17 protein-coding genes are annotated in these 19,365 nt (G+C 64.8%); 10 read left to right on the top strand and 7 right to left on the bottom strand.

Features of this window, described 5'->3' with window-relative positions:
* Positions 1-119: 119 nt before the first annotated feature.
* From ABD733_RS14945 to ABD733_RS14930, 4 genes are all read right to left on the bottom strand, one after another.
* Positions 120-941 carry a COG4705 family protein gene (locus ABD733_RS14945; RefSeq protein WP_344797632.1) on the bottom strand — a complete coding sequence of 274 codons (822 nt, stop codon included), beginning with the start codon at positions 939-941 and terminating at the stop codon, positions 120-122.
* Between the two features lie 63 nt (positions 942-1,004).
* Positions 1,005-1,577 carry a DUF2127 domain-containing protein gene (locus tag ABD733_RS14940; RefSeq protein ID WP_344797630.1) on the bottom strand — a complete coding sequence of 191 codons (573 nt, stop codon included), beginning with the start codon at positions 1,575-1,577 and terminating at the stop codon, positions 1,005-1,007.
* Positions 1,561-2,007, bottom strand: a complete 447-nt coding sequence (locus tag ABD733_RS14935; protein ID WP_344797628.1) for a DUF3566 domain-containing protein — start codon at positions 2,005-2,007, stop codon at positions 1,561-1,563. Before ABD733_RS14935 ends, ABD733_RS14940 begins: the two co-directional genes overlap by 17 nt.
* A gap of 64 nt (positions 2,008-2,071) precedes the next feature.
* Positions 2,072-2,899 carry a ZIP family metal transporter gene (locus tag ABD733_RS14930; RefSeq protein ID WP_344797626.1) on the bottom strand — a complete coding sequence of 276 codons (828 nt, stop codon included), beginning with the start codon at positions 2,897-2,899 and terminating at the stop codon, positions 2,072-2,074.
* Positions 2,900-3,062: 163 nt separating this feature from the next.
* Between ABD733_RS14930 and ABD733_RS14925 the strand changes: the two genes are divergently transcribed.
* The 7 genes from ABD733_RS14925 (at position 3,063) to ABD733_RS14895 (ending at position 11,847) form a co-directional block, all read left to right on the top strand.
* Positions 3,063-5,573: a CDP-glycerol glycerophosphotransferase family protein gene (locus tag ABD733_RS14925; RefSeq protein WP_344797624.1), complete on the top strand. Its 2,511-nt coding sequence runs from the start codon at positions 3,063-3,065 to the stop codon at positions 5,571-5,573.
* Positions 5,574-5,700: 127 nt separating this feature from the next.
* Positions 5,701-7,161 (top strand): glycosyltransferase family 39 protein, encoded by a 1,461-nt coding sequence (locus tag ABD733_RS14920; protein ID WP_344797622.1) that lies wholly within the window; start codon positions 5,701-5,703, stop codon positions 7,159-7,161.
* A gap of 46 nt (positions 7,162-7,207) precedes the next feature.
* Positions 7,208-7,936: a phosphatase PAP2 family protein gene (locus tag ABD733_RS14915; protein ID WP_344797620.1), complete on the top strand. Its 729-nt coding sequence runs from the start codon at positions 7,208-7,210 to the stop codon at positions 7,934-7,936.
* Entirely contained in the window at positions 7,933-8,556 is a 624-nt protein-coding gene (locus ABD733_RS14910) for a DedA family protein (RefSeq protein ID WP_344797618.1), read from the top strand. Before ABD733_RS14915 ends, ABD733_RS14910 begins: the two co-directional genes overlap by 4 nt.
* Before the next feature lie 65 nt (positions 8,557-8,621).
* Positions 8,622-9,197 carry a sensor histidine kinase family protein gene (locus tag ABD733_RS14905; protein ID WP_344797616.1) on the top strand — a complete coding sequence of 192 codons (576 nt, stop codon included), beginning with the start codon at positions 8,622-8,624 and terminating at the stop codon, positions 9,195-9,197.
* Positions 9,198-9,295: 98 nt separating this feature from the next.
* On the top strand, positions 9,296-10,084 hold the full coding sequence (locus tag ABD733_RS14900; protein ID WP_344797614.1) for a COG4705 family protein: 789 nt from the start codon (positions 9,296-9,298) through the stop codon (positions 10,082-10,084).
* A gap of 722 nt (positions 10,085-10,806) precedes the next feature.
* A complete protein-coding gene (locus ABD733_RS14895; RefSeq protein WP_344797612.1) occupies positions 10,807-11,847 on the top strand; it encodes a sodium:calcium antiporter in 1,041 nt (346 codons plus the stop codon).
* 38 nt (positions 11,848-11,885) lie between these two features.
* Here the strand turns inward: ABD733_RS14895 and ABD733_RS14890 are convergent, their stop codons facing one another.
* Positions 11,886-12,548, bottom strand: coding sequence for a carbonic anhydrase (locus tag ABD733_RS14890; protein ID WP_344797610.1), 663 nt, complete (start codon positions 12,546-12,548; stop codon positions 11,886-11,888).
* Between the two features lie 6 nt (positions 12,549-12,554).
* Positions 12,555-14,381 (bottom strand): glycoside hydrolase family 15 protein, encoded by a 1,827-nt coding sequence (locus ABD733_RS14885; RefSeq protein ID WP_344798018.1) that lies wholly within the window; start codon positions 14,379-14,381, stop codon positions 12,555-12,557.
* 586 nt (positions 14,382-14,967) lie between these two features.
* Here ABD733_RS14885 and ABD733_RS14880 point away from each other — a divergent pair.
* The 3 genes from ABD733_RS14880 to ABD733_RS14870 all read left to right on the top strand — a co-directional run bounded on the left by ABD733_RS14880 (position 14,968) and on the right by ABD733_RS14870 (position 18,069).
* Positions 14,968-15,417 (top strand): MarR family winged helix-turn-helix transcriptional regulator, encoded by a 450-nt coding sequence (locus ABD733_RS14880; RefSeq protein ID WP_344797608.1) that lies wholly within the window; start codon positions 14,968-14,970, stop codon positions 15,415-15,417.
* Between the two features lie 94 nt (positions 15,418-15,511).
* Complete coding sequence (ctaD, locus tag ABD733_RS14875; RefSeq protein WP_344797606.1) at positions 15,512-17,269, top strand: aa3-type cytochrome oxidase subunit I; 1,758 nt, start codon at positions 15,512-15,514, stop codon at positions 17,267-17,269.
* Positions 17,270-17,301: 32 nt separating this feature from the next.
* A complete protein-coding gene (locus tag ABD733_RS14870) occupies positions 17,302-18,069 on the top strand; it encodes a glucose 1-dehydrogenase (protein ID WP_344797604.1) in 768 nt (255 codons plus the stop codon).
* 354 nt (positions 18,070-18,423) lie between these two features.
* Here ABD733_RS14870 and atpB read toward each other — a convergent pair whose 3' ends face one another.
* Positions 18,424-19,236 (bottom strand): F0F1 ATP synthase subunit A, encoded by an 813-nt coding sequence (gene atpB, locus ABD733_RS14865; RefSeq protein ID WP_344797602.1) that lies wholly within the window; start codon positions 19,234-19,236, stop codon positions 18,424-18,426.
* Between the last annotated feature and the right edge of the window lie 129 nt (positions 19,237-19,365).

The following is a 19,365-nucleotide window of genomic DNA, read 5'->3' as shown; positions in this document are numbered from 1 at the left end:
GAAGATAACCGAACACGGCGGGTCGAGGGCCCAGGACCGCGCGGTCCCCCTCGGCGTGACCGTGCAGGTCGGCGATCGCCGCGGCCGGAGAGGTCTTCGCGGCCGCGACGACCTCGCTGTCAGTCGAGACTGATCCGCCCGGTCGCCACACCCCCGCGCACAGCGCGCTTCTGAGACGCCTCGCGAAGGGACAGGACGACGACCAGCACCAGGATCACGGCCAGGAACAGCACGCTCGTGCCGGTCGTGCCGAGGCCCAGGCCGCCGTCCTTCGTGGCCTGCGAGAGGAGGTCGCCAGTGGAGGCGCCGAGGGGCCGGGTGAGGATGTAGGCGATCCAGAAGGCGGCGATCGGATTGATCTTCACGACGACGTACAGGAATGCGACGACGGCGATCGCGGCGGCGAAGACGACGAGCGAGAGGACGTAGCCGAGGTTCAGTCGTTCGGCGAGGAGGTCGCCTGCGGCGGTGCCCAGGGCGAACGTGAACAGGACGGTCAGCCAGTAGAAGCCCTCGCGGCGGCTCGTGCGGATGGAGTGGATCGACAGGGTCTTCTCGGAGGCGAACCAGGCTGCGAACGTCGCGGCGAGCAGGACAGCGAAGACCGTCGCCGTGATCCACAGCGGCACACCGAGATTGTCGGTCAGGTTGTCGGTGATGAGGGTGCCGACGACGCTGATGAGCACCACCGCGAGCCAGTAGACGGCGGGGATGTAGCGGCGGACCCGGAACTGGACGACGAGCGCGACGACCAAGAGGGCGCCCATGAAGAGCGACGTCAACGTCAGCCCGAAGCCGAGGGTGTCGTTCAGGTAGTCGGCGAAGGTCTCACCGACGGTCGTGGCGAGGACCTTGATGATCCAGAAGATCGCGGTGACCTCGGGCACCTTGTTCAGCATCACGGATCGGGCGTCTGTGCGGGTGGAGTCGGTGGTGGCCATGATGGTCATCTCCAGGGTCGGGGACAGGATGGTGCACTGCACCAGCCGTGCTCCCAGATGCCTCTAATGCGTCCGGTCCGCGCCCGAGAGATCGTCGGCTTCATGAGCGGCGGCGCCGGCGGCAGCCGCAACCGGACGGCTGTGCGATCGGTAGTCCCGCCAGGTCAGCACGACGATCACCGCGTCGAAGACCGTCAGAAGCAGGAGCCCCACGGTGAATCCGACGAACAGGTCGAAGATCTGGTAGCCGATGAACGCCACGAGGACGGCGATCGCCCAGGGGTAGGTCCGATACGCGCCGGAGAGCACTGCCGCCAGCAGCCCGAGCTTCACGACCCCGTGCGCGATGAGGTAGACGGCCACGAAGACGACGGCGAAGGTGGTGAGACTGTCGATCCTGGACACGAGCAGTCGCGCGAGCGCGTCGTCGGGGTCGCGCGTGAGCTCCCGCTGAGTGAGCGCGGCCGCCCAGGATTGGAGTGTGGACGTACTGACCAGCGTCAGCAGGATCCCGAGCACGAGTTCGGCACCGCCGTAGACGCCCTTCCCGACCACGCCCCAGCGGAAGAGCCGATCGGCGGCCGTCCTCGTCGTCGTCCTCTCCCCCTGGCGGCCTGTCTCACGGTCGGCCGGCATGGCCCTCGAATCCGAGCAGGATCCCACCGGTCAACCGTACCGACGCGTTGTAGGCGAGAGCACCGACGACAGCTGTCACCGTGGTGGCGACGACCTGAAGGACGGCGAGGAGGATCGCAGCCGCCATCACCGTCTTCGTGGTCAAAAACGCGGTCAGGGACGACGACAGCGTCGGAGACGAGGTCCCGACGAGAGCCGCGGCCGCGGCGTTCAGGCCACCCGCACTCTGGAACGATGTCCACGCGATGAAGACGGCCGTGATCATCAGGACTCCGATGATGATGCCGACGACGAGCGCGTTCTTCGCCGTCGTCCACACGCCGAACGAGGTCACGAGCAGCCGTACCTGGCGCGCTTCGCGCGCGGGCGTCACTTTCTCAGCGAGCCGCTCGGCGATGCCTCGCAGACGCGACGGGTCTCCGGAGTCCATGCGGACATGATCGGAGGTGGCGACTCAGAAAGGACCCACCTCGAGGATGTCCCCGGCTACAGCCTCAGACGCCCGCCGCGGTGACGATGAAGTCGGTGACGAAGCCGGCGAAGAGCCCGGCCAGGAGTCCGACGTGCAAGGCCGTTCCTCGGGCCAGCTTCATCGCGACCCCGATCAACTGGATGATCACGTAGATGATCGACCCGGCCGCCAACGCGAGGAACGCCAGGGACACGATGTCGCTGACGAAGACGGACCCCAACAGGGTGCCCACCACCGTCGGCCCGCCTCCGATGACGCCGAGGATGGCCAGTTGCGTCCAGCTGGGACGGACCTGGTCGCCAGCAAGAGGGGCGGTGATGCCGAAACCCTCCGTCGCGTTGTGGAGTCCGAAACCCACGACGAGGACGACGGCGAGGCTGATCTGTCCCGAGACCGCCGATTGACCGATGGCGAGTCCCTCGGAGAAGTTGTGGAGGCCGATCCCGACCGCGATGAGGAACGCCGTCCTCGAGGCCTGTTCGTGGAGTCGAAGAGGGCTCCGGGGCGTTCCGGAGGCGTGAGGTTCCAGCGCGGCCCGTTTCTTCATGGAACGGTCGTAGGCCACCAGCGACAGGAGGCCGATCGCGATGGCGACGAAGAACACCGCCGTGAAGCCTACGGCCTTCCAGAGCGACACCGCGTCGTGTGTCGATGAGGCCACCGCAGCGTCGATGGGTTCTATCGCGTGCGTGATCACGTCCCACAGCAGGAACAGGAGCACGCCGATGGTGACCGCGTTCAACAAAGCGCTCAGCCCGAGGGAGCGGCGTCTGATACGGCCGATGGGCAGACCGAGGAAGATCGTCAGGCCGGCCAGGGCTCCGAGGGCAGCGATGGCGCCAGGTGTCATGAGAGTCCGAATTCGAGGTGAACGTTAGGGCAGGCTCACCTTAGTGGTCGACTCTGGTCAGAAGGACACTGCTACGGTGCCGCCGGGGGCGTCATTCTTGGATGTTTCTGCGAGAACGCGTGGTCACATCCTCGAGGGGCTCTGATCCCCGCGAGGAGAGTCCATGAACGTGACGACCGTGTTGACCAGATCGGCCCGCAAGTCCGTCAGGGCTGCGCGCTTCGAGGCTCTCGCCCGGTTCCGCGAGCAGTCGATCCGCGACGACACCGTCCTCTACGAGGCGTTCGCCGGCACGGGAGTGCTCTGCAACCCCGAGGCGATCTTCCGCGAGATCCTGAGCGCACCCGATCTCGGGCACCTCCGGCACGTCTGGGTCCTCGACCGGGCGCATCTGGACGATCCTGCGACGATCAGCGAATTCCGACGGCACCCCCGCGTCTCGTTCGTCCTCCGCGGATCGCTGGCGTACTTCCGGGCCGTCTCGACGAGCGGGTACCTGATCAACAACGCGACGTTCCCGGTCTGGTTCTCGAAGCGTCCCGGCCAGATCTACCTGAACACCTGGCACGGGACGCCGCTGAAGGCCATGGGCTACGACATGCCGGACGGTGCTCGCGAGTCCGCGAACACGCTCCGGAACTTCGTCGCCGCCGACTACCTGCTCGCGCAGAACTCCTTCATGACCGAGACGATGTACGCGTCGGCCTACAAGCTGGCCGGTCACTTCCAGGGGCGCGTCATCGAGGAGGGCTACCCCCGCGTGGATCGACAGAGCCTGGACTCCGACGCAGTCACGGACGTGCTCGACCGCCTCTCCACGGCGGGAGTCCCTATCGGTGGGCGACGGATCGTCCTCTACGCCCCGACCTGGCGGGGAGCCTCCTTCGGAGCCCCCTCCGACGACGTCGCGCTCCTGCTGGCGCGAGTGGCCGATCTCCAGTCGCGAGTCGGCGACGACTTCGTGGTGCTGCTCAAGACCCACCAGATCCTCGAGCGGTTCGTCGGCTCCTCCCCGGCCCTCGGGGCCGTCCTCGTCCCGGGGAGTATCCCGACGAACACCCTGCTCGGGGTCGTCGACACGCTCGTCACCGACTACTCGTCGATCTTCTTCGACTTCCTCGCCACGGGCAGACGGATCGTCTTCTTCGCCCCCGACGGCGCCGAGTACGGGTCGAGCCGGGGCATGTACTTCGACGCGGACGAGCTCCCAGGACCGGTGTGCACCGACGAGTCGGCCGTGGCCGAGGCGATACTGCAGCAGGATCCGGCGCACGCGTCCCTCCGATCGGTGACGCGCGACGAGTGGCAGGAGCGCTTCGTCCCGGGGCCCGCAGGGAGCGCGGCGCGCGTGGTCGACGCTGTCTTCCGCGGTCGCACAGCGGGTCTGAGGCTCGTCGACCTCTCCTCGAGCGAGCGCTCGTCGGTGCTGATCCACGTCGGCAACCTCTCCTCGAACGGCATCACCTCCGCCGCCCTGAACCTGCTCGCCTCGCTCCCGACAGACCGGTATGACGTCAGCATCGCATTCACCCAGACCACCTCGTCACAGCAGGTCGACAACTCCTCGGCGGTCGTCGAGAGCGTCCGCCAGTTCGCTCGCGACGGCGGCATGAACGGCTCCAAACTCCAGCACCTGCGCCGTCGACTCCTCTACCGGCGCGGTGTCGCAGCGGCGCACCGCGAGGACCCTCAGCAGCGCCGTCTCTGGGACGACGAATGGCAGAGGTGTTTCGGGGCGTCCCGCTTCGACGTCGTCATCGACTTCAGCGGCTACAGCCCCTTCTGGTCGACGCTCCTCCTCCACTCGCCGGGCGGCCACCGGTCCGTCTGGATGCACAACGACATGGTCGCCGAGGTCGGTCGCGAGGTCGGAGGACGCCGCCCCCTCGGGGTGAGCCTGCCGTCGATCTTCGGTCTGTACCGCGAGTACGACGCGCTCGTCGCCGTGTCGCCCTCCCTGGCCGAGATCAATCAGGCGAAGCTGTCGGCCGAGCTCCTCTCCGGCCGGACGATCGGGTCGGCGGTCAACGTCGTCGACGCCGAGAAGATCCTGCGGCTGGCTGCCGCTCCGGTCTTCGAGGGTGAGCGGCCCACCGTCGACGGAGCCGAACCCCCCTGGGCGGCGGCGCTTCGTGACGACGACGACGCGATCTGGTTCGTGACCGTCGGCCGCTACACGCGCGAGAAGAACCACGAGCGCCTGCTCATGGCATTCCGAGACGTGCACGCGGACGAACCGCGGGCACGGCTCCTCGTCGTCGGACACGGCCCCCTCGAGGACGAGCTCCGGGCCCAGGTCGACCGTCTGGGCCTTGCGGGGATCGCGTTCATCACCGGTGCCCTCCGGAATCCGTTCGCTGTCCTCCACGCCTCGGACTGCTTCGTGCTGTCGAGCGACTACGAGGGCCAGCCGATGGTGTTGCTGGAGGCCGCTGTCCTCGGGATGCCGATCGTGTCGACCGAGTTCGGATCGATCGAGGACGCCCTGCCAGACGGCATCATCCGCGTCGTGGAGGCATCGGAGTCCGGGCTCGCGGGGGGCTTACGCGAATTCCTCGGAGGCGCGATCCAGCCGCAGGCGTTCGACGTCGATGCGTACAACGCGAAGGCACGTGATCAGTTCGCCGCCGCGGTGGGCCTCCCGGCCGCTCACGAAGAAGACGCGGTCCTCTGACGTGGCCGGGGCGAGCATGCGGGCATCGTCAGCAGACGTCGGTCGCGCAGACCTCAGGGACCGGGAGCCGAATCGCGATCGCGACGCCTCCGGCGGGCAGCCCCTGCCGAGGAGCGTCGCCTGGACCATGGGAGCGATAGCGACCCTGCTGTCGCTTCTCGGGTCGTGGATCCCCTCGCTCTGGGGCGACGAGGCTGCCAGCGTCCTGTCCGCGCAACGCTCCGTCCCATCCCTGCTGGGAATGCTCCGGCACGTCGACGCCGTCCACGGCACCTACTACCTCGCGCTGCACTGGTGGGTCGCTGTCTTCGGCCCGAGCCCCTTCTCGGTCCGCGTCCCCTCCGCGATCGCGGTCGGACTGGGCGCCGTCGCGGTCGTCCACCTCGCAGCGCGGCTCTCCGGGCGCAGGACCGCCCTGTTCGCGGGGCTGGTCTACTGCCTGCTCCCCCGAGTCACCTACATGGGCGAGGAGGCGAGGGCCTACGCTCTCGACGCGGCCCTCGCCGCCTGGCTGCTCGTCCTCCTGGTCGACCTGGTCCAGCGGCGACGCACCTCTCGTCGCGCCTGGGTCGTCTACGCGGTCCTCCTCGCGCTTGGCGTGTACCTGTTCCTCTACCTGGCCCTGTTCGTCGTCGTGCACGGCGTCGTCCTACTCGCCGCCCGTGTCCCGAGGACAGTCTGGCGACGCTGGCTGATCGCCACGGTCGCCGCCATGGCAGCCGCTTCACCCGTGATCGCCGTGTCGATCTCGGAGCGAGCCCAGGTGGCGTTTCTCGCGAACCGGAACACCACGGGGTTCACGTCGCTGGCGGTGGGGCTCTGGTTCTCCACCTGGTGGGTGGCCCTGGTCGCCTGGGCGCTCATCGCAGTCGCTGTGGTGGCCTGGGCCCGGCGGCTGCTGCTCCCCGCCGCCGACCGTCGCGAGCACCTCTCCAGCCCCTCGATCGAAGCCGTGACGTTCGCGTGGCTCCTGATCCCCGGCGGCCTCCTGCTGCTCTCGACCCTGATCGTGGCCGACTTCTCCGGCCGGTATCTGTCCATGTGCGCCCCGGCGGCGGCCCTCGCGGTCGGAATCGGGCTCGAACGGCTGGCCTCGCGGCGCGTGGCACTCGGCATCACGGCTGCAGTCGTCGTCCTGGCGTCGTGCGTTCCCGTCTACGCCGCGCAGCGCACCCCGTATGCCAAGAACCAGAGCGACTGGGCGGAGATCAGCGCGACGATCAGCGAGCACTCCGAGCCCGGCCAGGCCGTCGTCTTCGACGAGACGATCAAGCCCTCCAAGAGGCCGCGGCTCGCCTACCGGACCTATCCCGCGGGTTTCCGGGGGCTCGACGACGTCGCTCTCGCCGTCCCGTACGACCAGGCTCCGACCTGGCACGACGAGACGCTGACTGTCTCACAGGCCGTCTCGAGACGACGGCTCGTCGGCCACTCGACCGTCTGGCTGATCGAGTACGCGACGCCGTCGCACGTCGACGTCTACGGCCGCTCCGCCCTCGAATCGGACGGCTACTCGATCGTCGCCTCGTACCGGACGCACCGGAGCGTGATCTACCGGCTCGTCCACGGGGCGCCCTTGAAGCGGTGACGCGTCTCTTGGCTGTTTCTTGGACACCCTAAAGAAAGTTATAGGCATGGAAAGACGACAACGAGCTGACGCCGTTCAGGGCGACCTGCCCTGGCTGTTTCGGACACGGCCTTCCCGTGCCGACGGAACCGCGTTCAGCGTGGCCGGCATCGTGGTCGTTGTCGCTTTCGGTTTCCTGATCGCGAAGACGCACGTCATGACCCACCTCGACCTTCAGGGCGTGAAAGCCCTCAACGCTCTCCACACGGGCGTTCTCGGGGCCCTCGGCAGCGTCGTCTACAGACTGTTCAGCCCGGTCGAGGCCGTCGCGCTCACCGTCCTGATCGTTGTCATCATCTGGGTAGTGTCGAAGAACGTGCGGCTTGCGGCGACCTTCGCTTTTACGGTGGCCGTGACATGGGTGTCAAGCGATGTGGTCAAGCTGCTCGTGCACCGCTCCCGCCCGGATGCGACCGCGTTCCCCCACCACCTCGCCCAGCGAGTCGTTGACCCGTCCTACCCCAGCGGGCACATGGTGTTCGTCTCCACGCTCGCACTCACCCTGTTCTTCCTCGCCCGCGGAACACGGTCGCACATCCTCGTCGCAGTCGCAGGCGCTGTCGTCACGGTGATCGTCGGCGCCTGCCTGATAGCGGATGGCGTGCACTATCCGACCGACGTGATCGCTTCCGCTGTGTGGGCTGCAGCCGTCACGCCCCTTGTCCTCGGGCTGTCCAACCGGCACCTTCTTCCCCGCACGTACCTCCTGCCCAGCTCCGTGGAGACCCTCGTATGATCTTTGACCCGCAGTCTTTTCTCACCGGCCTTGGTCCCGCGGCTCTCATCGGTCTCGGGATCATGGTGTTCATCGAGTCGGGGCTGCTCTTCCCGTTCCTGCCGGGCGACTCGCTCCTTTTCACCGCTGGCCTGCTCGCATCCAGCGGGGTGTTGCACATTCCTGTGTGGTCGGTCATCGTCGTCGCGTTCGTCGCTGCGGCGCTCGGAGACCAGGTCGGATACCTGCTCGGCCATCGCTTCGGACGGCGACTTTTCAAACCCGACGCGCGCCTCCTGAAGACCCGACGTCTCGACGAGGCTGAAGCCTTCTTCGCCAAATACGGCGGCCCGGCGCTGATCCTCGGCCGCTTTGTTCCCGTTGTCCGCACCTATGTGCCCCTCGCCGCCGGGACGAGCAACTACCACTACCGGAAGTTCTTGCTGTGGAACCTCACCGGCGCAGCCCTCTGGACGATCATCGTCAGCGTCCTCGGTGTGGTGCTCGGGCAGATCGCGTTCGTGCGGACCCATATCGACATCCTCGCGATCCTGATCGTGATCGTCTCCGTGCTCCCCATCGTCATCAGCGGTCTCCTGCGCTACCGGAAAAGCCGTCAGAGATCGAGCATCGAGGAGTAGGGGGCCGACGTGGTCCTGGATCAGACCCTGCGGCTCAGGGCAGCGCCAAGTGAGAAGGAGCCCGTATGAAGCGGCGCACAGCCGACACCGACGCGGTCCGGCGGGCCGTGACATCCATCGGCTGGCAGATCATGCTCGCCACAGGGTTCCTGGTCTTCGGGATCGTGGCGGTAGCCCTCCTCTTCGTCCTTCACCAGTCCCACACGACGAGCGAGATCTACAGCGGAGACAGCCGCACCCAGGACGTCTTCGTCGAGCAGATGGATCTCCTTCAGACGTTGATCGTCATCGGCATCGGGGCGGTCATCTACGCGGGCGCCGTCAGCTGGTTCATCGCCAGACGCGCCGTCCATCCACTCGGCGAAGCCCTCGCGCTGCAAAGAGAATTCGTCCGGGATGCCAGCCGTGCGCTCCAGACCCCGCTGGCTCACCTCGATGAACACATCGGACTGCTCCAGCGCGACGTCAGCCAACCCACGCCACCCATAGCAGCAGAGAGCGCGTTCCAAATGGCCGAGCTCCGCATGGAGTCCCGCGCCCTCATCAGCATCGTCGATGACCTTCTTCTCAGCGCTAGTGGCGCTGCCACCCACGAAGGGCTACGACCCATGCCAGCCAGGCGCTCTGCACCTCGCCGCTAATTGCGGTCCGCTGTCTAGCCTGCCGCGGAGTAACTGGTTCGTGTGACGCTGCGATCCTTGGAGCTATCTCAGATGCCCGACACGACAATCGCCACGTGATGGCTAAGACAGACAGCTCTCCGATGGCGAGCAAAGTCCCCGAGGTGACCGCGCTGTTTTGGATCGTCAAAATCCTGACAACAGGAGCAGGAGAGACCGGTTCTGATTTCTTGGTCACTCACGTGAACCCGGTTCTCGGCGTGGCCACCGGCTTCGTCCTCTTCGCCGTCGCCATGACGCTCCAATTCCGGGCACGACGGTACATTCCAGCCATCTACTGGTTCGCCGTCGTGATGGTCAGCGTCTTCGGAACCATGTGTGCGGACGTGCTCCACGTCGGACTGGACGTTCCCTACGCCGTCTCGGCGCCGGCATTCGCCGTCATCCTCGCCGCAGTGTTCTTCTTCTGGCGCGGGAGCGAGGGTACCCTCTCCATTCACAGCATCACGACGTCTCGCAGAGAGACGTTCTACTGGGCGACAGTGCTGGCGACATTCGCCCTCGGCACTGCGACCGGCGACCTCACCGCCACGACCTTCCACCTCGGCTACCTCACCTCCGGAATCGTCTTCACGATCGTGATCTGTATCCCGGCCATCGGATACGCTGCTCGACGCTTCGGTCCGATCCTCGCCTTCTGGTTTGCCTATGTGGTGACCCGGCCCATCGGCGCATCCTTCGCGGACTGGATGGGCGTCTCCCGCGCCCGCAGCGGACTCGACTTGGGCACAGGACCCGTCACTCTCGCGCTGCTTGTCGTGATCGGTGTCCTCGTGCTCGTCCTGTCGGTCCAAGCTGGACGTGATCCTCACGCGTCTCAGTCAGTACCTGCCGTTCCATCGAACTGAGGGGTGTGAGCCCGATGGATCAGCTTCACGATCCGAGAGGTCGTCGCCGTAATCGTGAGGTGAGCTTCATCGCCCCGACAATTTCCGCACCCTCGTCCGCTCCACGAACTCGGTGGTAGCGACCGCCCTTGATGGCCGTCAGACGTGGGTACGCGACATTACGCGCAGAAACAGCGGCGTGGTGGTCCTAGTCGGATCAGCCGAAGTAGTGTGCCCTTCGCAATAGCTGCGCGACAAGCTATATTTCGATTGTCGGGGTGGTCCCTTGGCATGGCTGGCGCCGCGCTCTTCCTGATCCGGATGCGTTACGGCGCCAGCCAGTTCTTCCTGTCCAGACCGCAGGGTCACCTTCCCTCCGAAAAGGAACACGTCAATGGGGGACCCGTGCCCTCCTCGAAGGTCAACACTTGACCGTTCCTCGCCCTCGGCCGGTCGTCCGCGGCAGAACCCGGCACGGCTCGAACCTTGCCTGACGGAGGTGCTGATTACCTCGGCTCTTGGTGACGAGAATCGACCCGGCCAGAGACGTCACCGTGATCGACTGCCCGTTCCGCGGTTCAGACCACATCCTCCTGAGCAGCCCTCGCTGCCGAGAAATGGGGACGGCGCAAACCTCCTATGACGAAAGCACATTAGTTGCTTGTACGCAAGTGATTTTTCGAGGAAGAGCAGAGGTTCCAAGCGGCTGATTAGTTGAGAACATGTCCTCCTTGCCACTGTGGGTGCTTGTGCTGATCTTCCTCGCCGGGGCAGCGGTGATTTGGGTCGCCGGAATCCAGTTGTCGAAATCCACTGATGTTTTGGACGCCCGCCTTCACCTGGGGAGCGCTCTCGGCGGTCTGATCGTTCTCGCCGTGGCGACGAATCTTCCGGAGATAGCCATTACGGTCAGCGCCGCTCTCTCCGGCGATGTCAGCATTGCGGCCGGCAACATTCTGGGCGGCATAGCCCTGCAGACTGTTGTCCTTGTGGTGCTCGATTTCTTCGGGAGACGAGGTTCGGGAGTGCGGCCACTAACCTATCGAGCGGCATCGTTGACTCTGGTTCTCGAGGCCGTGGTTGTCGTGGCGGTGCTGGCTGTCGTTGTCGCTGGAAGCCAGCTCCCGCCCACTCTGGTCTTCGCCCGGCTGACACCCGATGTGCTGCTGATCGCCGCTCTCTGGATCGTCGGGTTGTTCTTGGTCAAGCGGGCGGGTAAGGGCCTGCCGTGGCACGAAAGCGGGAACGCTCCTCAGGCGTCCAAGCATCCCTCGGGTCACCGTCGCCACAAGCCGGACAAGACCATGAGTGCCAGGAAGGCCGCAGTCGTGTTCGCGGTGTCGGCGGTCGCGACTCTTGTCGCCGGCGTTGTCCTCGAGCGGGCCGGGGAAGCTGCCGCTACCAAGATCGGCTTGTCCGGTGTCCTTTTCGGAGCGACCGTCCTCGCACTGGCGACCTCGTTGCCGGAAATCTCCACCGGGCTGCAGGCAGTGAAGCAAAGCGACGACAACCTTGCTGTCAGTGACATCTTCGGCGGAAACGCGTTCCTCCCGGTGCTGTTCCTTCTGGCCACGGTCATCTCTGGAAAGGCTGTCTTACCGCAAGCGAATCCCAGCGACATCTACCTGACAGCGATCGCAGCTCTGTTGACTCTCGTCTACATCGTCGGGCTCATCTTCCGCCCCAAGCGCCGCGTGTTGGGAATGGGGGTCGACTCCCTCGTCGTCCTCGGCCTCTATTTGGCCGGAGTCGCCGGTCTCTTCGCCGTCTCTCGAGGTTCTTAGGAAGGCTGCTTAACCGTATGGTCGCGGTGCGGGACGGGCTACTGTCCGGGTCTTGGAAGGACGTCTGCTGTGACGCGACCTGTCGAGGGCGAATAGTTAGCGCCGAGCAACGTCAGGGCGCCGGCCTCGACTGCTGACCTGATGATCGACGAGCGTCGGATCAGAGTCTGAATGGTGCCTTCGCGATGGTGTGCTCGGACTTCGTCTGGCGACACGGTGCCACCGAGACGAGCTGCTGTGACGGCGGGCTGGAGGCCTTGGACGAGCCGATCCAACGGAGACTGGTTTGACCTCGGTGCGGCTTCACTGGAGGCGAGGGCTGCTTGGACGGCGCCGCATCCGTCGTGGGTCATGAGCACGATCAAGGGGACGGCGAGTTGTGCGACTGCGAATTCCACGGACCCAATCGCTTCTGTGCTGGGTACGAGTCCGGCGTTGCGGATCACGAACAGATCACCGATACCGGCGTCGAAAACGATCTCCGCAGATACGCGCGAGTCCGAACAGCTGAACACGGCGGCGACCGGCGCCTGAGTGTTCAACCACTTGAGTCGGTCATTGACTGTTCGCCTCGGGTTGGCGGGGTGATCGGAGGCAAAGCGGACATTGCCGTCGGTGAGCTGGTCCCAGATCGCTGCCGCGGCGTCGGAGAGTTCGTTTCGGATGAAGACGGGTGCATGCATGTCGTCTGAGAGGGCCATGGTTTCCTAAAATTCGTCCTGTTCTTCTTGTTGGGAGCGCGTCGGTGCGGTGACGCGTCCCGGAGGGTTTTTGGTCAGAGCGTCGGCGGCGCGGATGAGCGCCAGGTGCGTCAGTGCCTGCGGGGTGTTTCCCGCTTGTCGGCCCTCGTCGAGGTCGTATTCCTCGCTGAGCAATCCCACGTCGTTGGCGTAGCCGAGGATCTGATCCATGAGGGCGCGCGCGTCGTCTTCTCGGGATGAGCGAGCGTACTGCTCGACCAACCAAAACCCGCAGGCGAGAAACGGGTTCTCCCCCGGCGGGAGTCCGTCGTGGGAGTGGTCGGTTCTGTACCGGAGGGGCAGGCCGGAGCGGACGAGGTCGTGTTCGATCGCGGCGACGGTGCCGAGCATTCTCGGATCATCCGGGTCGCAGTACCCGACTTGGGGAAGCAGCAGCAGGGATGCGTCGACCTCTTTCGACCCAAAGTACTGCGTGTAGGTCCCTCGCTCGACGTCGAAGCCGTGCTCTTCAATAGCGGTCCTCGTGACGTCGCGGAGTCGTTCCCAGTCCTCGACGGGTCCTTCCCGGCCGAAATCTCGGACGGCTGAGATCGCGCTGTCCAGGGCAGCCCAGATCATGACCCGCCCGACCGTGTAGAGCTCCGCTGGCCCCCTGGCCTCCCAAATGCCCTGGTCCTCTCGGTCGATGTTCTCGACCAGGTACTGCATCAGGGCTCGCTGCAAACTCCACCCGTTGTCGGTGTCTGGAAGGCCCGCTTTCCGGGCCTCATGCAGCGCCACCATGACTTCACCGATGACGTCGGCCTGGTACTGGGTGTAGGCGCCGTTGCCGACCCGGACCGGCGATGAACCCTGGTAACCAGGCAGGGTCGGGACGGTCCACTCATCAAGACGGCGCGCACCGGCGATGCCGTACATGATCTGGAGGTCCCGCGGGTCTCCGGCGATTGCCCGAAGCAGCCAGGACCGCCAGTGCTCTACCGCATGTTCGTAGCCGTGTGCCACGAGAACCGAGATCGTGAGGGAGGCATCGCGAAGCCAGACATACCGGTAGTCCCAGTTCCGCTGCCCACCGATCTGCTCCGGCAGGGACGTCGTGGCAGCGGCGATGATCCCGCCCGTCTTGGCGTGAGTCAGGGCACGAAGGACGAGCAGAGAACGCTGAACGGCAGCGCGGTCGGGTCCCTCCTGCATGTCGCGGGACGCCCATTCGCGCCACCATGCAGTCGTTGCTTCGAGCTCCGCGTCGACATCTGGTGCTGGGGGCGATTCCTCATAGGACGGCCCCCAAGTCAGGGTGAGGTCGACGACTTCCCCAGAAGAGACGACGAACTCTCCGTGGTGACGGAGGCCGTCGGCGCGAAGCTGCGGGCTTCGAAGGACGACCGAGTCGGGTCCGGCAGTTGCTGTGAGCACGGCGCGGTCGTCCCGGCGCTCTTGCTGCACCCAGGGAGTCGCGGACGCGTAGCCCAATCGCACTCGCACCTCGTGGCACATGGGGACGGTGCCGACGAACCCGCGAACCCGGCGGATGATGTGGGAGTTCTCGCTGGGATGCGGCATGAACTCCGTCACCTCGACCACCCCTTCAGGCGTCGACCATGTCGTAACCAGCGTGAACGTGTCGGCGAGGTACCGCCGCGAGGACGTGGCCTTGTCGGACACGGGCCGGAGCAACCACCGCCCGTGATCTTCATCACCCAGGAGCGCTCCGAAAATGGATGCCGAGTCGTAGCGGGGTAGACACAACCAATCGATGCTTCCGTCCACGCCGACGAGCGCCCCGGAGCGGCAATTGCTGAGCAGTGCGTAGTCCTCGATTGCCAACGTCACGCGCGACACGACCTTTCACTCGACGAAGTGATCGAAACCCCTCGAGATATCAACCCTAGAGTAATTGCGGTCACGCAATGATATGGGGAGTGCCGTGAGGGTTCAGGAAATCGCCCCCCTTTCGTCGCCGGAGCGACCGAGACGCCTCGATCACCTAGTCCGAAGCGAGAAAAGGCGCGGCGCCGGCGGATGGACGTCTGACTCTCCCGATTCGAAACCCCGGACTACGTCAGCTCCTTCGGGGCTTGCCCTGCTGTCGCGCAGGAGCTCCCGCACCATCCGAGCGCCTGTGGGGTCGACGTCGTCCATGCAGCGTCAATGTTCCTCCTGGCGCCCCCTGGCCTGAAAAGACGCAGTCCTGCTCTCCTCGGAATGATCGCGTCGGTATTCGCCCCCGAGCGAGTGGTTGACCACCACGGTGACCTCGAAATCCTCGAAGCAACAGGTGTAAGAGGGCATTGTCGGTACCAGGCGCACCTCGTTCAGTGCGCTCACTCTGGCCACCGGCTCGAGCATGCATTCCTGCCATGCTTCTGGGAGACTGATCTCGATGACTCCGCGAAAACGACAGCCCGGATCAACAGACGTGGACGCCCTGCTCAAGAGTGCCAATGCGCTGATGGGAATCGCGGCGCGGTCCGTCATCCAGGTCGAGGACCGCGTCACGAGCCCACAGCTGAGAGTGCTCGTCTTCCTTGCCGCAGAAGGGACCCAGAACCTGGGTGCCATCGCCGAGGAACTGCGGGTTCACCCCTCCAACGCGACCCGCACCTGCGACAAACTACTCAAGGCGGATTTGATCACTCGCTCCGAGGATCCGGCCGATCGGCGCTTTGTGCAACTCGATTTGGCACCCGCTGGCCGAGAGCTCGTCGAGAGCGTCTTGGCGAGCCGCCGCAAAGCGCTCTCCGAGGTGCTGGACCGGATTCCCGACGACGCCAGGGCGGTCGTCCTAGAGGGGTTCTCGACTTTCGCGGATGCCGCCGGAGCCAGCCATGCAGACGGGCGCTTCCTCCTTCACCTCTCCACGAGCTGACACTCGCCTCTCGCATTGGTTGCGTTACCGCAACTGTAGGGGGTTGACTGGAGTCGACCGGAGAAGAGCCGGTCTCCCGTCGATCGAGGTGACCATGTCCGCTCCCAAGACCGCATTCCTCCGCTCCCGCCCTTCCTTGACGGCGAGAGCTGGCGAGCAATCCTTCCTCACCTCGCGCGTGGGCCGGAAGGGCAACGTCCTCGTCTCGTGGGTGACCTCCACGGATCACAAGGTCATCGGCAACATGTACCTGATGACGTCGTTCCTCTACTTCCTCATCGGGGGAATCCTCGCCCTCGTCATGCGAGCGCAATTGTTCGAGCCCGGGCTCTCGGTCGTGTCCACGAAGGAGCAGTACAACCAGCTGTTCACGATGCACGGAACGATCATGCTGCTGCTGTTCGCGACTCCGTTGTTCTCCGGCTTCGCGAACGCACTGATGCCACTGCAGATCGGTGCACCGGACGTCGCCTTCCCGCGCCTGAACGCGTTCGCGTTCTGGCTGTACTTCTTCGGAGCGATCGTCACCGTGTTCGGATTTTTCACTCCTCGAGGTCCGGCATCTTTCGGCTGGTTCGCCTACGCACCACTGTCCGACGTCACCTTTACCCCGGGCGTCGGCGGGAACCTGTGGGTATTTGGGCTCACTTTGACCGGATTCTCCACGATCCTCGGCGCTGTGAATTTCATCACCACCATCATCACCTTGCGTGCGCCGGGGATGACGATGTTCCGGATGTCGCAATTCACCTGGACGACCCTGATCACTTCGATCCTGGTCATCATGGCGTTCCCGGTGCTGGCTGCTGCGCTCTTCGGGCTCGGATTCGACCGCGTGTTCAATGCCAACGTGTTCAACCCCGCCAACGGGGGCGCGATCTTGTGGCAGCACCTGTTCTGGTTCTTCGGCCACCCCGAGGTCTACATCATCGCCCTGCCTTTCTTCGGCATCATCAGCGAGACCCTCCCGATCTTCAGCCGAAAGCCGATCTTCGGGTACAAAACTCTCGTCTACGCCACCATCGCCATCGCCGCACTCTCGGTCACGGTGTGGGCACACCACATGTACGTCACCGGCTCCGTCCTCTTGCCGTTCTTCTCTTTGATGACCATGCTTATTGCAGTTCCAACCGGGGTGAAAATCTTCAACTGGGTGGGCACCATGTGGCAGGGATCGGTGACGTTCGAGACGCCGATGCTCTGGGCCGTCGGGTTCCTCATCACCTTCACCTTCGGTGGTCTCACCGGTGTGATCTTGTCGTCGCCTCCGCTGGATTTCCACGTCTCGGATTCGTACTTCGTCGTCGCCCATTTCCACTACGTCGTCTTCGGAACCGTGGTGTTCGCCATGTTCGCCGGGTTCTACCTGTGGTGGCCTAAATGGACCGGCAAGATGCTCAACGAGCGGCTCGGCAAAATCCACTTCTGGTTGCTGTTCGTCGGGTTCCACATGACGTTCCTGATCCAGCACTGGCTGGGAGTCATGGGCATGCCGCGCCGCTATGCCACCTACCAGCCGGCCGATGGATTCACGTGGCTGAACCAGCTGTCCTCCGTCGGGTCGATGCTCCTTGGCGTCTCGATGCTCCCCTTCCTCTTCAACGTCTACCTCACCGCCCGGAGTGCACCCCGAGTCGCGGTCAACGACCCCTGGGGCTATGGGCGTTCGCTCGAGTGGGCAACGTCGTGTCCCCCGCCCCGGCACAACTTCACCTCCATCCCCCGCATCCGTTCAGAGTCTCCCGCGTTCGATCTCAACCACCCGGAGGCGGGCCCACCGGTGGGTATCGGACCCCTCAAAGATGGTCCGGACGCACCTCACATCGACCTCAGTGACGGCTCCACCCGATGACCATCCCCGTACCACCAACGAAAGGAACACCCGTGCTTCTCGACGGAAAGACCATGATCGTCACCGGCGGCAACTCCGGCATCGGCGAGGCGATCGTCCTCGCCGCCGCGGCCGAGGGCGCCAACATCGTCATCGACTATGTCGCGCACCCCGAAGCGACGAAAGACCTCATCGCCCGTATCGAGAAGGCCGGCGGCAAGGCCGTCGGCGTCGACGCCGACGTCAGCAAGGCGGAGGATCTGCACAAAATGGTCCAGACCGCCGTCGACACCTTCGGCCGCCTCGACGTCATCGTCAACAACGCCGGCATCGAGACCCGCACCGGCGTCCTCGACACCACCGAAGACGAGTTCGAGAAGGTCATGGCGATCAACCTCAAGAGCGCCTTCTTCGGCACCCAGTTCGCCGCGAAGCAGTTCATCGCGCAGAAGACGCCCGGCCTCGTCATCAACATCTCGTCGGTCCACGAGGACTGGCCGATGCCCGGCAACATCGCCTACTGCGTCTCGAAGGGCGGCACCCGCATGCTGACCCGCACCGCCGGCGTCGAGCTCGGCCCGCACGGCATCCGCGTGGTCAACGTCGCTCCCGGCGCCGTCGACACCCCGATCAACACCTCGACCACCTCCGACCCCGAGAAGCTGAAGCAGCTCGAGGACGCCATCCCCGTGCGACGTCTAGCGGAGCCTGAGGATATCGCCGACATGGTCGTCTTCCTGGCCTCCGGCAAGGCGTCGTACATGACGGCGACCACGGTGTTCATCGACGGCGGCATCATGCAAGGTTCCGTCGGGCTCTAGAACGAGGCCCGACTCACGCGGGCTCGGTATCGGATTCCGTGTAGTGCCCCCGGACCCCGTCCGGTCGCACTCCTCGAGGATCCGAGTCCGCGTCCGTGTAGGTGCCTTCGTAGTTCGGGTCCGTGTTCACTGCGCCTGCCCGCCTCGTGTAGCGGCCTCTAACAGTTCGAGGCCGAGCTGTCTCCGGGTCCGTTTCCGTGTAACGGCCGACCTCTTCGACGGCACTGCTCGCCGCGGGTGCACCTGCGATTTTGCGATGTCTTCCACTCATCGGCCTTGCCTCCACTCATGTCGACAACCCGGACGGTTGCGTCTACGCAAGTATCGCTTCTCCGCGGAAGGGGGGCAAGGGTCTCAGTGATCGTCGGCGACGGCGAGCTGGATGTACACCGCTGTGAGCAGGCAGAAAATGTATGCCTGGAGGACACCTACCAGGATCTCCATCAAGGTGAAGGCGAACCCGAACACGAAAGTGCCGACGCCCAGAATTTTTAGCAGCCCCGGCCCCTCGAGGAACAGGAAGGTCGTTCCGCTGAAGAACAGGACGAGCAGGAGGTGGCCGACGATCATGTTCATCAGAAGCCGCAAGACCAAAGTGACAGGTCGCAGGATGAATGTCGAGACGATCTCGATCGGGGTCACGATGATGTAAAGCGGCCACGGCACTCCGGGCGGGAAGAGGCTGTTGCGGGTGAAGCCGATGGCGTTGTTTCGCAGGCCGGCGTAGATGAAGGCCAGGTAGGACACCGCGGCCAGAATCAGGGGCACGCCGATGACGCTCGTTCCGGCGAGCTGGAATCCGGGGATGACGCTGGTCAGGTTGAAGAAGAGCACCACGAAGAAAATGGTCGTCAGGAGCGCCAAGAACCGGCTGCCATCTTTCTTCCCGAGGATCTCCTGGGCGATATTGACGCGGACGAGGTCTAATCCCATCTCGATCAAACTTTGGAACCGGGTGGGGATGAGTTTCAGGCGGCGGGTGCCGAGGCCGAAGATGAGGCAGAGGGCAAGGGTCGCAGCGAGGCGGATCAACGTGACCCGGTTCACTTCGAACGGAGTGCCTTTGAGCAGGAGGGCCGGTGGAAAGAACTCGTCAATCGAGGGGCCCTGAAATGCCGTGGCGGCTACCAGTGTCGTTTGGACCGGATGGGTCAGGGCAGTGAGCACAGCGGAGCTCCGGACTATTCGGATGGGCAGGGATCAGCGGGCAAGGGCCAGCGGATCTAGCCAACCAGAATGTGTGCACGTTCGCAATTACTGCACTGGAGCAGCCTCTTGCCCCATCCGAGAAAAGCC

The organism is Frondihabitans peucedani (genome assembly GCF_039537585.1).
Lineage (GTDB): Bacteria > Actinomycetota > Actinomycetes > Actinomycetales > Microbacteriaceae > Frondihabitans > Frondihabitans peucedani.
Note: the sequence above shows the minus strand (reverse complement) of the source record. Positions and strands in the feature narration are given on the sequence as shown.